The 15,105-nt window shown below is 48.9% G+C and carries 11 protein-coding genes; 9 read left to right on the top strand and 2 right to left on the bottom strand.

All coding sequences use genetic code 11. The features are described from left to right. Positions 1-260 precede the first annotated feature (260 nt). The 5 genes from OCU21_RS04105 (at position 261) to galU (ending at position 7,068) form a co-directional block, all read left to right on the top strand. On the top strand, positions 261-1,751 hold the full coding sequence (locus tag OCU21_RS04105; protein ID WP_261806216.1) for a glycoside hydrolase family 1 protein: 1,491 nt from the start codon (positions 261-263) through the stop codon (positions 1,749-1,751). Between the two features lie 370 nt (positions 1,752-2,121). Continuing rightward, positions 2,122-2,967 carry an aldose epimerase family protein gene (locus OCU21_RS04100; protein ID WP_261806215.1) on the top strand — a complete coding sequence of 282 codons (846 nt, stop codon included), beginning with the start codon at positions 2,122-2,124 and terminating at the stop codon, positions 2,965-2,967. 1,210 nt (positions 2,968-4,177) lie between these two features. Continuing rightward, positions 4,178-5,014 carry a type I methionyl aminopeptidase gene (gene map / locus OCU21_RS04095; RefSeq protein ID WP_261806214.1) on the top strand — a complete coding sequence of 279 codons (837 nt, stop codon included), beginning with the start codon at positions 4,178-4,180 and terminating at the stop codon, positions 5,012-5,014. Between the two features lie 119 nt (positions 5,015-5,133). Further along, a complete protein-coding gene (locus OCU21_RS04090; RefSeq protein WP_261806213.1) occupies positions 5,134-6,084 on the top strand; it encodes a YihY/virulence factor BrkB family protein in 951 nt (316 codons plus the stop codon). A 78-nt stretch (positions 6,085-6,162) separates the two neighbouring features. After that, positions 6,163-7,068 carry a UTP--glucose-1-phosphate uridylyltransferase GalU gene (galU, locus tag OCU21_RS04085; RefSeq protein ID WP_261806212.1) on the top strand — a complete coding sequence of 302 codons (906 nt, stop codon included), beginning with the start codon at positions 6,163-6,165 and terminating at the stop codon, positions 7,066-7,068. A 127-nt stretch (positions 7,069-7,195) separates the two neighbouring features. On the opposite strand, the gene OCU21_RS04080 is transcribed toward galU, so the two are convergent. Next, positions 7,196-7,492, bottom strand: a complete 297-nt coding sequence (locus OCU21_RS04080; RefSeq protein ID WP_261806211.1) for a hypothetical protein — start codon at positions 7,490-7,492, stop codon at positions 7,196-7,198. 153 nt (positions 7,493-7,645) lie between these two features. On the opposite strand from OCU21_RS04080, the gene OCU21_RS04075 reads away from it, so the two are divergent. The 4 genes from OCU21_RS04075 to OCU21_RS04060 are packed head-to-tail and all read left to right on the top strand — an operon-like array spanning position 7,646 to position 12,290. Further along, entirely contained in the window at positions 7,646-8,830 is a 1,185-nt protein-coding gene (locus OCU21_RS04075; protein ID WP_261806210.1) for a thiolase family protein, read from the top strand. After that, positions 8,827-10,101 (top strand): hydroxymethylglutaryl-coenzyme A reductase family protein, encoded by a 1,275-nt coding sequence (locus tag OCU21_RS04070; RefSeq protein WP_261806209.1) that lies wholly within the window; start codon positions 8,827-8,829, stop codon positions 10,099-10,101. The genes OCU21_RS04075 and OCU21_RS04070 overlap by 4 nt, the downstream gene beginning before the upstream one ends. Before the next feature lie 3 nt (positions 10,102-10,104). Continuing rightward, positions 10,105-11,295 (top strand): hydroxymethylglutaryl-CoA synthase, encoded by a 1,191-nt coding sequence (locus OCU21_RS04065; protein WP_261806208.1) that lies wholly within the window; start codon positions 10,105-10,107, stop codon positions 11,293-11,295. Beyond that, positions 11,292-12,290: an NAD(P)-dependent oxidoreductase gene (locus OCU21_RS04060; protein ID WP_261806207.1), complete on the top strand. Its 999-nt coding sequence runs from the start codon at positions 11,292-11,294 to the stop codon at positions 12,288-12,290. Before OCU21_RS04065 ends, OCU21_RS04060 begins: the two co-directional genes overlap by 4 nt. Before the next feature lie 916 nt (positions 12,291-13,206). On the opposite strand, the gene OCU21_RS04055 is transcribed toward OCU21_RS04060, so the two are convergent. Then, on the bottom strand, positions 13,207-14,823 hold the full coding sequence (locus OCU21_RS04055) for an ABC transporter transmembrane domain-containing protein (RefSeq protein ID WP_261806206.1): 1,617 nt from the start codon (positions 14,821-14,823) through the stop codon (positions 13,207-13,209). Positions 14,824-15,105: the final 282 nt, after the last annotated feature.

Raw genomic sequence — 15,105 nt, 5'->3', positions numbered from 1 at the left:
ATGCTCACAAGCAACTCGGCTTACTCCGCACTCTGATTTTGAAACGTGCTGCGCAAGCCTGCTTGTTGCGCTTAGCTACACAATGGTTCCGGAAGCAAAGTGCGCTTCCAAAACCATTGTTAGGCTAATGCTCACAAGCAACCCGGCTTGCTCCGCACTCTGATTTTGGATGACGTGTTACTGGATTAATGTTAAAATGACTTTGAATAAGGTTGATTTTTAGTAAGACAAATTTAGTTCAAGAAAGGTGCGATGATTCGATGGCTTTTAAGCAAGATTTTCTCTGGGGTGGCGCGACTGCGGCGAACCAGTATGAGGGCGCCTATTTGACGGACGGCAAGGGATTGAATACCTCTGATGTGATGACCGTTGGCTCCGCGACGAAATCGCGTTCTATCACTTGGCGTAATTTAAAAACGGGGGAGACGGGTAGTAATCCCGCTGGCTGGGGTGGTCCAACTCGGGTCGTGCCGGAGGGAACTGTTCCCGCAGATGTGGCTGGCTATTATTATCCTAGTCATGAAGGTACGGATTTTTATCATCATTATCAAGAAGATATTGCCTTGATGGGCGAAATGGGTTTCAAGACATTTCGGCTTAGTATGAACTGGGCCCGGATCTTTCCAACTGGGGAAGAGGATCAACCTAATCAAGCTGGGCTTGATTTTTACGATCGGGTCTTTGACGAGTGTAAGAAGTATGATATCGAACCTTTGGTGACTTTATCGCATTACGAGACTCCGTTGGCGTTGGCGATCAACTATAATGGTTGGGCTAGTCGAAAATTGATCGCTCTTTTTGAAAAATACGCCACGACTGTCATTAAACATTATCAAGGCAAGGTCAAGTATTGGCTGACTTTTAATGAGATCAACTGTATGGAAGTCGCGCCTTTCGTAGCTCGTGGTGTGATCGACGGTACTGCGCAAAATAAAGCTCAGGCCGCTCATAATCAACTGGTCGCCAGTGCCAAAGTCGTTAAAGCGGCTCATGCGCTCGACCCGGCGATCCAGATCGGGCAAATGTTGGCTTATGGCCCGCTCTATGCCTACACCTGTGATCCAGAAGATCAGATCAAAGTCATGGAAGGGATGCAACGTACTTTATTCTATTCCGATGTCCAAACTGGCGGTCATTATCCCGCTTATCAATGGAAACGTTATGAGCGCGAGGGGATCAAATTGGTTGATCGTCCTGAGGATTATGATTTGTTGGCGCAATATCCTGCTGATTTTCTGAGCTTCTCCTGTTATGGTTCCAATGTGGTCACGACCCATGAAGAAACTGCCAAAAGCGATGGTAATCTAGGTCAAGGTGGTATCAAGAACCCTTATTTGGAAACCAACGCTTGGGGTTGGGCGACTGACCCTGAAGTATTGCGGCTAGCGCTGAACACTTTGGCTGATCGCTACCACAAACCCTTATGGATCGTGGAAAATGGGATCGGTTGGGCCGATGAGATCGCCGCAGATGGCAAGGTCCACGATGATTACCGGATCAAATACCTCCAAGCGAATATCGGTTCAATGGAACGAGCAGTTGATTTGGATGGGATCGACTTGATGGGCTATACCATGTGGGGCTGTATTGATTTGGTTTCCGCAGGGACCGGCGAGATGAAGAAACGTTACGGTTTTGTTTACGTCGATCGCGATGACGCTGGTCAAGGGACTTTGAAACGGATGCCCAAGGATTCTTTCTATTGGTATAAGAAAGTTATCGCCAATAATGGCGCCGACCTCAGCGAATAAAAATCCAGAACTAACGAAAGCCGGCTCTATTTAGCGTGAGCTGTTATCGTTAGCATAATTAGTCGAGTGAAAACGTGTTGTCATCGTTTTAAAGATGGCGGCGCGTTTTTGCGTTACTCGATCCCAGTTGGCAAATTGAAAGTCGACGTTGGCCGAAACTCAGGGCTCACGTGTTCCTAAAATCTGACCTCGATCCTGTATGAGCGCGTGGTGTTTTTGCCAGACCTAGATCAAAAATGACGGTGGTTTTGACTTAATGTTTTCCTAACAAACATTAACTTTTTTTAAGCAAATTTTGGTGGTCGATTCCTTTAAAAATCACTGGCCTGTGTCATAATAGAAGTATCTCAGATGATGAATAGGTGATAAGATGATCACATTAAAAAATAAAACCATAATGGCGCAAATCGATGAATTGGGCGCGCAGATCAGCGGGCTGACTTTGATCGACCATTCTGCGGCCCTGATCGATCAACAGACGGCAACGGTTCTTTTCCCCGCGATCGGTCGTTCGGTCGGGGATAGTTATGACTATCAGAATCAAACCTACACAATGCCAGAACAAGGTTTCGCCAAGGATGCGCGCTGGCGCGTTTATACCCAGTCAGCGACGAAAGTGACCTTGGAGCTGACTGATAATGATCAGTTACGCCAAAGTTATCCTTTTTATTTTCATTTCTTGGCGACTTTCCAATTAACGGCGACTGGGATCAAAGTCGACTATCATTTGATGAATATGGGAAATGTGACGATGGCCTTTTCGCTGGGGACTGAATTGACTTGTCATTTGGCGACGGCGGATTGGCAAGATTGCCAGCTGACCTTAGCGCCGGAAAAAGCATTGACATTGGTCCGCGAACTGGACGACGACGCTTTTCGCACCGGCGCGATCCAGCCAAGTCGTTATTTTCATCGCGGTAAATTACCCTTACAAACGCCGGAGATCGCCGAACACCTTTTGATCTTGACCAACCGGGACATGCAGGAATTGGTTTTGACCAGCGGCCGTCAAGTGACTCAATTGGTTTTAAAAACCGCCGATTTTCCTTTTTATGCGGTCCAGATCTCGCCGACCCAACAAACGATCAAGTTTGGTTTGTGGAATGGTTTACCAGACAAGCAAGGGATCCGTTCTGATCTTTTGCGAAAAGAAGGCAACCTAACTTTACCTGCGCGCGACCAACTGGTGCTTGGTTACACCATCGAACTAAGTTGACCTCACCGTAATTCCGAAAAGAATATTGATCACCGCTGAGCCGGTAACTGGCCTAGCGGTGTTTTTTTGAGCTTCTGCTTGATTGCAGATTTGTTGGGTTTGGATGTGGACGCAACCGCCTCAGGGCGTTTGTGGTGGCTGGAAATGTGTTTACCGACCTAGCTTCTTGCGCTTAACTACGCTAGGCTTCCGGAAGCACAACCCGCTTCCAAAATCCTAGCTAGGTTAATGCTCAGAAGCTGCCCAGATCGGTAAGCACTCTGTTTGAACGCAGTGGACGCTATTTTGAGCCAATCCGCAAAGGGCGCGGCTTGTCTCAAAATCAGGTCTTTGTCTAAGTGGCAAAGCCACAAAGACAAATTTCACTGCTGAAACGTGTTCGCCGACCTAGCTTCTTCCGCTTAGCTACGCTCTTATTCTGGAAGCAAGGAACGCTTCCAAAATAAGAGCTAGGCTAATGCTCAGAAGCTGCCCAGGTCGGCTCACACTCTGGATAGAGCCACACGCCCTGAGACGGTTGCTACACAGAAATGAGCCGATCTGCAATCAAGATGAGGGATTTGACGAAGTGATTTTGCAAGCTAGAGGTCAAACAATAGCCCACTTTTAAGGTGGCCCGTCGACACCAATTGATTTGAGAAAATCAGCCCGACTATTTCAAATCGTGCAATAATACTGTCTGATCTTCACCAAAATAGTCCACGAATACCATTCGGTCGATTTATTTCGAACTTGCTCTAGTTCAGCAGGAAAATTACGCCGGTGTTACCAAGATTAAGGTGGTAATCACTAGCCGAGTTCTCTAATTGCGTGGCTCCCCATCAATTGGCCAAAGCCAGCCAGTCGGTGTGAGTGCACAAACGGCTATTATAACGTTGAGCGGCTGGAGCGGAGAAATTCGGGGTGAGATCGCCGTGTCGTTATTCTTAGCGGCTGTGCCGCTTAGAATAAGGCTCAGCTTTGAGATTTTCGGTGCTCTTCCGAAAAGCTCAAAGTGACGCCCACAGCGAGCTCACCCCGAATTTCGCAGCGCAAGCTGCGGTCGTGGTCAAAATGTGCTCCGCGCAGCTGCCTTCTGTGCTCAGCTACGCAATGACTTCGGAAGCGAAGCCCGCTTCCAAAGTCATCACTCGGCTAATGCTCGAAGTCGCTGTGCACGCTGGTCTTTCTTTTTTACAAGCGGTATAATACTTAGGAATGGAGGCTGCTTATGATTACATTAAAATCTGCGCGTGAAATTGAAGGAATGCGACGTTCTGGCGAGTTATTGGCTGGCGTGCACTTGGGCTTGCGTAAGCTCATTAAGCCGGGTATTTCCGCTTATGATATTGAAAAGTTTGCTGATGAATATATTACTAGTCGTGGTGGGCATCCTTCTGAAAAGGGTTTTGAAGGTTATAAATACGCGACTTGTGTGGACGTTAATGATGAGGTCGCTCACGGGACACCGCGGAAAGATCTTTACCTAAAAGAAGGCGATCTGGTCAAGGTCGATATGACGGTCAATTTAGATGGTTATGAAAGCGATTCTTGCTGGAGTTACGCGGTGGGTGAAGTCAGTCAAGCGACGAAAGACTTGATGGAAGTGACCAAGCAGGCCTTGTACTTGGGCATTGCCGAATCAGTTGCTGGCAATCGTTTAGGCGATATTGGTTACGCGATCCAGACGTACACGGAAGATGTCCACGGTTACGGCGATGTTCGTGAGCTGATCGGCCATGGCATTCAACCAACGATGCACGAACAACCGAATGTGCCTCATTATGGCGAACCAGGTAAAGGTTTGCGTTTGAAAAATGGGATGACGATCACGATCGAGCCGATGATCAATGAAGGAACTTGGCAGATCGCGGCTAAAGAAGTCAATGATCCCAATGATTCTTGGGAATATTATGTGACGGCGGACGGCAGTTGGTCAGCGCAATACGAACATACTTTGGCGATCACCCCAGAAGGGCCTCAAATCTTGACCTCACAGGATCCTGAAGAAGATGCTCATTATTTGAAGTTGGCTCAGGAGATCTTAGCTCGTGGTATCAAGGACTGATCAGTTCGATTTTTAAAAAATGAAGCGCCGTTTCAGCTTGATTTGCGCTGAAGATGGCGTTTTTGTATACTTAGTGTTTGATGAACGTGAAGCAATTGTTTTTTTGGTCGGAGGGAATAATGAAAATGGAAACGACGACTGAGGCGCCCCTATTTCGCCAGACTTTGCCCTGGTACCGCAAATTGTTTATTTTTATTCAGCGGGTCGTGACGCGGGTGATCTCCAGCAATATTTCTAACGCAGCCAAAGTGATCACCTATTATGTGCTCTTGGGCTTTTTTCCCTTGATCATTTTTATTGGCAATATGTTGCCCTATTTAGGTCTGGACGCGAAAACTGTTTTGGAATATTTGGAGATGGCCTTTCCTGAGCAGATCTTGCCTTTGGTGCGGCCGATCGTTGTTTCTTTGTTGGGTAAAAGTAGTAGCAGTTTGCTCTCTATTGGGGTGATCGCGACTTTGTGGGCGGGCAGTCGGGCGATCAATGCGATCCGCAATAGTATGAATGACGCCTATCAGATCGACAGTTCTAAGATCTATAGTGATATCCCGATCCAAAATGCGGTCGTGCGCCGATTTTTGGCCTTTTTATTGACCTTTATTTTTGTGATGTCCGTGATGCTGATTATTGGCGCTTTTACGTTCGGCCAAACTTTTCTGGAATGGTTAGTGCCAACATTTCGGTTGTCGAATAAGATCCTCATTGTTTTTTCCAAGTGGAAATGGCCGGTAGTGGTCGTGGTTACGTTAGCGGTGTTATTGTTCTTGCAATATTTCTTACCGAATATCCACTTGAAATTCTGGACTGTGTTGCCTGGGACACTTTTCACAGCTGGTGGCTGGCTAGTCCTGACTCAAGGTTTTTCTTTATATGTTCACTATTTTGGCCGTTCGTTCAATAGTTATGGCACGATCGGAACGTTGATCATCGGTCTATTGTGGTTGAACTTCGCGGCGACGTTGTTAATGGTCGGCACGGTGATCAACGCGATCTTTAATGAGTCCTGGCACGGGGATCCGAGTAACACCGATTCTGGCGGTCGTTTGGCTAAATTTCTGAAAAGTCGCTAAGTTTTTTTAAAGTTGTTTATATTCTGAGCAAAATCGGGTATGCTAGTAGTATGTTCGCTAAGCTAAGGAGGCTTTTTGATGAAAGTTCGTAAAGCAGTGATCCCCGCAGCTGGGTTTGGGACTCGTTTCCTACCAGCCACGAAAGCAATGGCCAAGGAGATGTTGCCCATTGTTGATAAACCAACGATCCAATTCATCGTTGAGGAGGCAAAGGCTTCAGGGATAGAGGATATTTTGATCATTACCGGCAAGGGCAAACGGCCGATCGAAGACCATTTTGATTCTGTTCCTGAGCTGGAACACAATCTTGAAGAAAAAGGTAAGCTGGACTTGTTGCGTCTTGTTCAAGAAACCACAGAGATGGGCGTCAATCTTTATTTCACGCGGCAGTCACATCCGCGCGGATTAGGCGATGCCGTACGTTTGGCAAAATCATTTGTCGCCGATGAACCTTTTGTGGTCATGCTAGGCGATGATCTGATGCAAGATAAAGTGCCTTTGACCAAACAATTGATCGAAGATTACGAGAAAACGCACGCCTCGACCTTAGCGGTGATGCAAGTTCCCAAAGATGAAGTGTCTGCCTATGGGGTGATCGATCCTGAAGGTGAGAGCGTCCCTGGTCTATTCAATGTTCGGCGCTTCGTTGAGAAACCGAAAAAAGAAGAAGCTCCCAGTAATTTGGCGATCATCGGCCGTTATTTGTTGACGCCGGAGATCTTCGATATTTTAGCGGAACAGAAACCTGGCGCTGGCGGTGAAATTCAATTGACTGACGCGATCGATACGATGAATAAGACCCAACGTGTTTTTGCACGGGAGTTCAAAGGTCAGCGATTCGATGTCGGTAACAAATTCGGTTACGTCAAAACTAGTATCGAATTTGGCTTGAAGCACCCAGAGATCAAGGATGATCTCCGGAAATTGATCATTGATCTGGGTCAACGATTAGCCCAAGAAGACGCCAAGAAAACAAAGAAATAACGCCGAAGCTCGCTTGGGTAAAACAAGCGTGATCAGTGACTGATTTTTAAAAGCGCCCCTTCCAATGGAGGAGCGCTTTTCTACTGGCGGAAAGCATAGCGGTCGTCTCGGGTCGTTTGCCAAATGCTCAACTGATCCAAGCTTCGCCGTTGGTCAAACGAAAGCCGTAAACCGCGATCAACTGTTGCTCGATTTGTAAGTAGACAGGTAAGTTCAAGTAGTCTGGTTTGTTCAAAAGCACGGTCAGCTCCCACTGTTGCAATGATCTTGGCTGGGTCGTCATTTGAATGACCAAGCAGGGCTGCTCCTTGATCGTGATTACGCTGATCGGACCACAAGCCCATTTTTGCGTGGGTGTTTGGTAGAAAAATTGAGTTTGTCGCCGTAAGTCTTGGATCAATTGTAAAAAATCAATGACCAGCATTAATCAAACGCTCCTTTGTGAATGATCGTCAACGGCCAATTGCTATATTTTGCTTAACTTTTAACAGATAGGGTTAAGCCGTTGGACAAAAAATATTGTATCAGGTATTCTTAAGTTTAACAGTTTTCAGTCTAGAATAAAGGGGAAATAACCTTGGAACGAGTAGTGATCATTGCGGCTAAGCGGACGGCGATCGGTAAATTTGGCGGTCAGTTCAAGTCCTTGAGCGCAGTGGATTTAGGTGTGGCCTGTTTAAAGGGTTTATTAGCCACGGTCCCCGCTGGTGTCGCGCAGGTCGATCAAGTTTTGCTGGGAAATGTTTTAAGCGCAGGCTTGGGCCAAAATCCCGCCCGATTAGTCGCGCAAGGGGCCGGCTTAGCTCCGCAAGTGACCGCTTCGACGATCAATGATGTTTGCGGCTCCAGTCTCAAAGCGTTGCGCTTTGCTCAATTGACTTTAGCCGTAGGTGCCGCTCGCGCGATCGTCGTGGGGGGGATCGAAAGTATGTCGCAAGCGCCATTACTATTGGCGCGCCCGCCTAAAAAAGCGCCAGTCGATCGCACAGGCGCCTTGACCGATAGTTTGTTTCATGATGGCTTGACTGATACTTTGACGGATCAGGCCATGGGCGCCCAAGTCGAAGTTTTGGCGCAAACACGCGGAATCACTCGTCAGGCGCAAGATCAGTATGCGGCCCGCTCTCATGAAAAGGCCGCGGCGGCGACCGCTGCTGGGCTGTTTGCCGATGAGATCATTCCGGTTCAAGTGGCCGATCAGTGGATCACTCAAGACGAATCGATCCGAGCGGCGACAACGCCAGCGGCTTTAGCAAAGCTCGCGCCGGTCTTTGCGGATCAAGGTACGATCACCGCGGGCAACTCATCGCCGTTAAACGATGGCGCCAGCATGGTACTTTTAGCGACAGAACGGGTCGCTCAAGAACAAGGTTGGCCGATCGCCGCTTATTTAGAAGAATTCAGTGAAGTCGGCGCGCCTTCACCAGAATTTGGGATCACGCCAGTGGCGGCGGTGCGTTCAGTTTTGGCGCAGGCGCATTTGACGATGGACGCGATCGATCTGGTGGAGCTGAATGAGGCTTTTGCCGCGCAAGCGTTAGCGGTCCAGACTGACCTCCAGATCCCCGCAGACAAACTCAATCGGTGCGGTGGCGCTTTAGCGTTAGGACATCCTTTGGCCGCTTCGGGGACACGGTTAGTGACGACCTTGCTCAGTGAGATGCGGCGTCAAGAGTTGACAGATGGATTAGTCACACTTTGTATTGGCGGTGGTCAAGGGATCGCGTGGCATTTACGCCGCGAGAAAACGGAGGCGCGATGAAGTTTTACGAATTGTCACGGTCAGCCCGCTTAGCGCAATTGGTGACGCAGGGCTGTTTGACTGCTACCAGTGCCACCTATTTAACGGAAAAACCGGCTCTAGCTGATGAGGTCTTGACTGCGATCACAGAAAATGATCTCGGTCAATTTGTATTGCCTTATGCGGTGGCGGATCATTTCCTGATCGATGGTCAGCGTTATCTGGTCCCGATGGTCACGGAAGAACCTTCCGTAGTGGCGGCGGCGAGTAATGGCGCTCAACGGATCGCGGCTGGCGGTGGTTTTAAAACGGTAACCGTCAGCCATCAATTGAAGGCCCAAGTGCTTTTAACTGGGATCACGGATTTTGCAACTTTGAATCAACGAATCCAAGCACAAGCGCAACAGCTCCAGGCGGTAGCAGCGGCGGCCCATCCCAGTATCGTACGCCGCGGTGGTGGGCTGCGCGAATTGGCGCTTAGCGAAAAAGGACAAGGGACCGCTAGTCTTGATCTGTGGATCGATCCGCAGGCGGCTTTTGGGGCCAATCTGGCCAATACGATCGCGGAGGCCGTAGCTGGTTTTCTGCAGAGCAGTATTTTGCAAGGAGACGAACAAGTTTTAGCGGCGATCCTTAGTAACAGCGGCGCACGCATGATCGCTCAGATCCAAGCGCAGGTCCCTTATGAGCGGTTGGCGACTGCACAATTGACCGGCGCCACTGTGGCTGCCAAGATCGTTGCCTTGAATCAGTTCGCGCAGCGAGACGCCGATCGGGCCAGCACCGAAAATAAAGGTGTGCTCAATGGGATCTTCGCGGTGACCTTAGCGACTGGCAATGATCTACGCGCAGTCAGCGCCGCGATCACCGATCAGTTACAGCGGCAAAGCCAATTGACCTTGGCGACTTGGCAAGATCACCCCGCGGACGAACGACTATTAGGTGAATTGACGATCGCGCTACCGGTCGGTCGGGTCGGTGGTGCGATCAATTCGTTACCGGCCGCAAAAATCAGCCTTGAATTATTAGGCGAGCCGCAAGTAACGACTTTGATGAGTATAATTGCTAGCGCTGGTCTGGCTAACAACTTGGCCGCTTTACGGTCATTGGTGACTTCGGGGATCCAAGCCGGCCATATGCGTCTGCAGGCGGCGAATTTGGCGATCCAGGCCGGCGCGCAAGGCGCGGAGATCGCGACCTTGACGCAACAGCTCAATGCGCAGGCGAAACCTGACCTAGCGCGAGCACAAGCACTTTTAACGATAATCAGAGCACAGAAGAAGGAAAGTTAAATTTTGAAAACGGAAATCGGTATCGACAAAATCGGCTTCGCGACTCCTGAATTTTATCTTGATCTCGCGGATCTGGCGGCCGCTCGCCAAGTCGACCCAGCAAAATATCGGATCGGGATCGGCCAAGATGAAATGGCTGTATTGCCAGCGGATCAAGACGTGGTCACGTTAGCAGCAGCTGCGGCGGATCAAATCTTAACAGCGTCAGAGCGCGCGACGATCGACTTGATCATCTTCGCCACTGAAAGTGGTGTTGATCAATCTAAAGCAGCCGCCCTTTATGTGCAACGGCTGCTCGGTCTGAATACGGCGGCGCGGGCGCTGGAGTTAAAGGAAGCCTGCTATGGTGCCACGGCGGGGTTGCAATTGGCTTATGACCATTTGTTGGCTCACCCTGACAGTCAAAGAGTCTTGGTTTTAGGCGCGGACGAAGCGCGTTATGGTTTGGGGACTGCTGGGGAGGTCACGCAAGGCGCCGGGGCGATCGCCTTATTGGTGACGCGACAACCACGGATCCTAGTTCTAGAACAACCCACTGCCTATCACAGTGAGGATGTGATGGACTTTTGGCGGCCTAATTATCGGCGCGAGGCTCTGGCTGACGGTAAATTTTCCACAGAACAATACTTGCGTTTTCTCAAACTGACTTGGGCTGATTATCAACAAAAAACCCAACGCCACTTGAATGATCTGACCGCGGTGATCTTTCACATCCCCTTCACCAAGTTGGGCTTGAAAGGGCTGCGTCAGCTCACGGCCAGCGCGCCTAACGATTTACAGACGCGCTTGCTGACCCATTTTCAACAGGCGACGATCCTTAATCGGCGTGTTGGTAATCTCTATACTGGCTCGCTCTATCTGAGTTTATATTCATTGCTGCTTTTTGCTGAATTGCCAGCAGGCGCGCGGATCGGCCTATATAGTTATGGCTCTGGCGCGGTCGCGGAATTCTTTAGCGGGCGCTTAGTTCCCGGTTACGCGGCCCAATTGCCCCCAGCACCTGAGGTCAGCGCGGTCCTTGATCAGCGTCAACGTTTATCTGTGGCTGATTACGAGACGATGTTTGCCCAACAACTGACGACTGATGGAAGTACGGCGGCGACACCATCTCAGTCTGTCAACGCGCCTTTTCGCCTAAGTGGGATCAGTGCCCATCAACGACGTTATCAAAAAAATGGAGGACAAAATCAATGAAGATCACCGCTTTTGGTGTCAGTCAAGAAGAACGCCTGATTTTTGAAAAATGGGCCCAGACTCATCCAGAGGTCGAGCTACGATTGGTGACCGAGTGGCTGACGGCGACGAATGTTACGCTAGCCGCAGGTAGTATTGGTGTGAGCGCCTTTCAAACGGGACAGTATGACGCGGCGCTCTTTGAAAAAATGGCCGCGTTGGCGTTACCCGTTTTGGCGATCCGCAATGTGGGCACAGATAATATTGATTTTGCCGCCGCGGCCCGTTATAAGATCCAAATCAGTAATGTACCCAGTTATTCACCAGCAGGGATCGCGGAATATGTGGTTACCTTAGCGCTCCAGTTGTTACGGCGGATGCCTGAAGTGGAGCGGTTGGTCGCGACTGATCAGTTATTGGCCGCGCGAGCGTTGACTGGCCGGGAATTAAGTCAGCAAACTGTCGGGGTCGTTGGTTTTGGTCATATCGGTCAACTAACCGCCAAGCTCTTTCACCAAATGGGCGCGCGGGTCTTGGCCTTTGATGCTTATTATCATGGCGCAGAACCGACCTGGTTACGCTTGTTGCCTGACCTACCTAGTTTGTTAGCGGAAAGTAATTTGGTGACTCTACATGTTCCTGGCGTTGCCGCGAATCGTTATCTCTTAAATGCCACTAACTTGGCGCTGCTACCTGAACAAGCGTTGGTGATCAATACGGCCCGTGGTAATTTGATCGAGACGCCAGCGTTGATCGCCGCTTTGCGAAGTGGCGCCTTGGCTGGTGCGGCGATCGATACTTTTGAGCTGGAGGATCAAATCGAGCCAGCTGTGCAACAACGCCAACCGATCAGTGATCCGCTTTATCGGGAGTTGAGCGCATTGCCCAATGTGCTAGTGACCCCGCATATTGCCTATCACACTAACGTGGCCGTGGTCAATATGGTCCAAGACTCTTTGGCTAATTTGTTGGCTTACGCGTGCAATGGTCAACTGCAGACCCCAGTGACGCGCTAAAGGAAGCCTAGGCGGCCGTGATCTGGCGGCCTTTTTTTATACAACAAAATGGTATAAAGAAAATTTGCCCAAAAGCTTGCAACCGTTTACAAGACGTGTTACTATAAGAATGTAAAGAGGAACAGGTGCCAGCCAGTCACCGATAGGATTATCAAACTGGCAGATTTAGAACTGATGATCATTAGTCAAGCGATGCTCAACGAAAGGCCAAAGTTGAGCCAAGTTTCAAGCAGGAGCAGTATTTAGTAACATAGATTTTGAACTATGGACCAAGTACCAGCTATTGCCAAGGTACTAAGCTTTAATGTTTCAAGCACCGAACCAAGTTTTACCAAACTCAATGTCAAACTAACGAAACAAGTGATATGGTAAGGACGTCAGGATTGAGTTTGTAGTTTAAGGACTAGAAAAGCTGAGTGAAAAGCAGAATTCTAGTTATCAATCATATCATGGAGGTGGATGTCTGAAATTACTTCGGACAGCACGTTACAACAAGGATCAATTTGATCGCGAGAACAATTAGCCGTTAATCATTTTTGATACGGAACACAGATAGCGTTTAAAGTAGTGCGTAACGAATCTGATTCTTGTGACAATTGAATAGCATGAGGTGTTAAATATTAAGAACGTTAGAGATGATGCATCTGTAACCTCTTTACTTAACGAGATGACCTAGTCGAACTTGATCAGTCGACTAGGTCATTTTCGTGTCCATAAAAACGGCACCATCATGATCGGCAGAGATCGTGATGGCGCCATTCAAGTCTAAAAGTGGTGGTGTTCACACCATAGACGGTGTGATTTCGTTAGGGGCCAGAGACCAGCTAGCTCGACCGGGCCAGGTTGCCGCCTGACACCTGAACTAGTGGCTGGGATGGGATCTTAGTTCGTTGTGTCGGAGCGATCAATCGGCGGGTCAGGGAGCGGCTGCTGGCAACACTTCACCTGGCGACGTCAAGTGGATCGTTTGATCGAAACTGGTGGCGATATCAGGGTGTAAATTATGGGAAACAAAGATGACCGTTTGACCAGGGCGACTGAGGACAGCTTGTTCGATGGGCACGGCAGCCTGAGGATCAACATTGGAGGTGCTTTCGTCGAATAAAATGATCGGGGCCTTGATCAAAAAAGCGCGGGCCAAAGCGAGACGTTGACGTTCGCCACCGGAGAAATCGGCGCCGACTGCGGAGATCTCGGTGTCCCAACCTTGCGGCAAGTGGGCCACGCGCTGATCCAGACCTACCGCCGTTAAAACCTGCTGGATTTGGCTATCAGGATAATCCCGGCCTAAACTTAAATTATAACGGATCGATGCGTTGAAGATATAAGGTGACTGGGGAATGTAAAGCACGTTATTTTGATCTAGCGGCTGCCAGTTGATCGTCCCGGCACTAGGCTGGTTGAACCCCGCAATCAATTTCAGCAGCGTACTTTTACCGGCGCCACTGGGACCGGTCAGCAGCACTTTATCGCCGGGAAGGACGGTAGCGGAAACTGGCGCAAGCCATTGATGCCCATCGGTGCCACTGGTCACGGCGTCCAAGGTCAAGGTAGCCGCAGTGCCGGTAGTGATCATTTGTTCCGGCTTAGGGTCACTTTGTAAATTCTGGTATTTTTCGAAAACGGGATCGACTGCGCTAAGCACGGACCAACTGCTGTCCAAACCAGCCATCCCATTAAAAATCGAGCCAGCCAAGTTTCCCGTTGTTAACATTGCCCCGATCGTTAAATTGCCCCGCAGCACGAGAAAACCGGTGAAGCCCACGATCGCGATCTGACTGAGAATGCTCAGAAGCGTGATGATCGTTGTGACTTCGACTTTCTTCTTCTGGAAGCTGATATTGGCTTGTTGAACTTGATCAGCACCGCGATCGATCAACTTAAAGATTTGATGCTTCTGATGAAAGGCCAGTAACGTGTCAAAACCACCCAGGACATTTTCCACGGTGTTGACAAACGTTTCATTGGTTTTGGTGAGGTGGGTCGACGACTTGATCAAGGCACGATTGATCCGCTGGGGGACAAAAGCCAGGATCAGTGCCAGGATCAAACTGATCACGACCAAACTCCAATGGTAGAAAGCTAAGGCGATCAGCGGCATCACCAGACAACAAAGATTCTGGATGAGGACGAAGAAATTGGTAAAACCATTCTCTTGGATCTGTTGGATATCATTATTGAGCCACGAGGTGAATTTGCCCACCGTTCCTTCGTGATGGAAATGATCATAATCCAAGTTAGTCAAGCCCTGAGCCAGATCTTGACGGACTTGACGGTTCATCCGTTGGGTCGCCACGGCCTGAGTAAATTCTGATAATTGCGAGAGAGGAATGACCAAAACCAGATACATAGCGACCATGATCAGGATCCACTTAATAAATTCCGCCGACGAATTTGCCCGGATACTATCGGTGAATTTGGTTAGAGCCACAGAACACAAGGTGATGGCAATCTGAGCCAAGGCCAATAAAAGCGCGACCAAACTATTGAATTTCAAATTTCGCCGTAAATAATGCTTCAAACTGAATTTCATACTAACATCCCCTAAAAAATTTAAACCAGTTCCAGTAATCACATCGCCAAAATGAGTGCGTGTGGGTGAATAAGTAGCGTCAAGCTTTAGTGTAAAGTCCAAATAACAACAACACTCGGAAATCGCTAGGACTATTTACTGAGGACTTCTACAACTTCGACTGGATTATTATGAGATTAAATTGGCATTTATCTCATAATTTGCTGTGGTGATGTTATAGCCTATAAAAATGATATCGAATGACAAAATCAGAACAAAACCACATGAATCAATGATGTAGAT

The organism is Lapidilactobacillus luobeiensis, assembly GCF_024345205.1.
Taxonomy (GTDB): domain Bacteria; phylum Bacillota; class Bacilli; order Lactobacillales; family Lactobacillaceae; genus Lapidilactobacillus; species Lapidilactobacillus luobeiensis.
The sequence above is the reverse complement of the archived record's forward strand: the minus strand, read 5'-3'. Positions and strand labels throughout refer to the sequence as shown.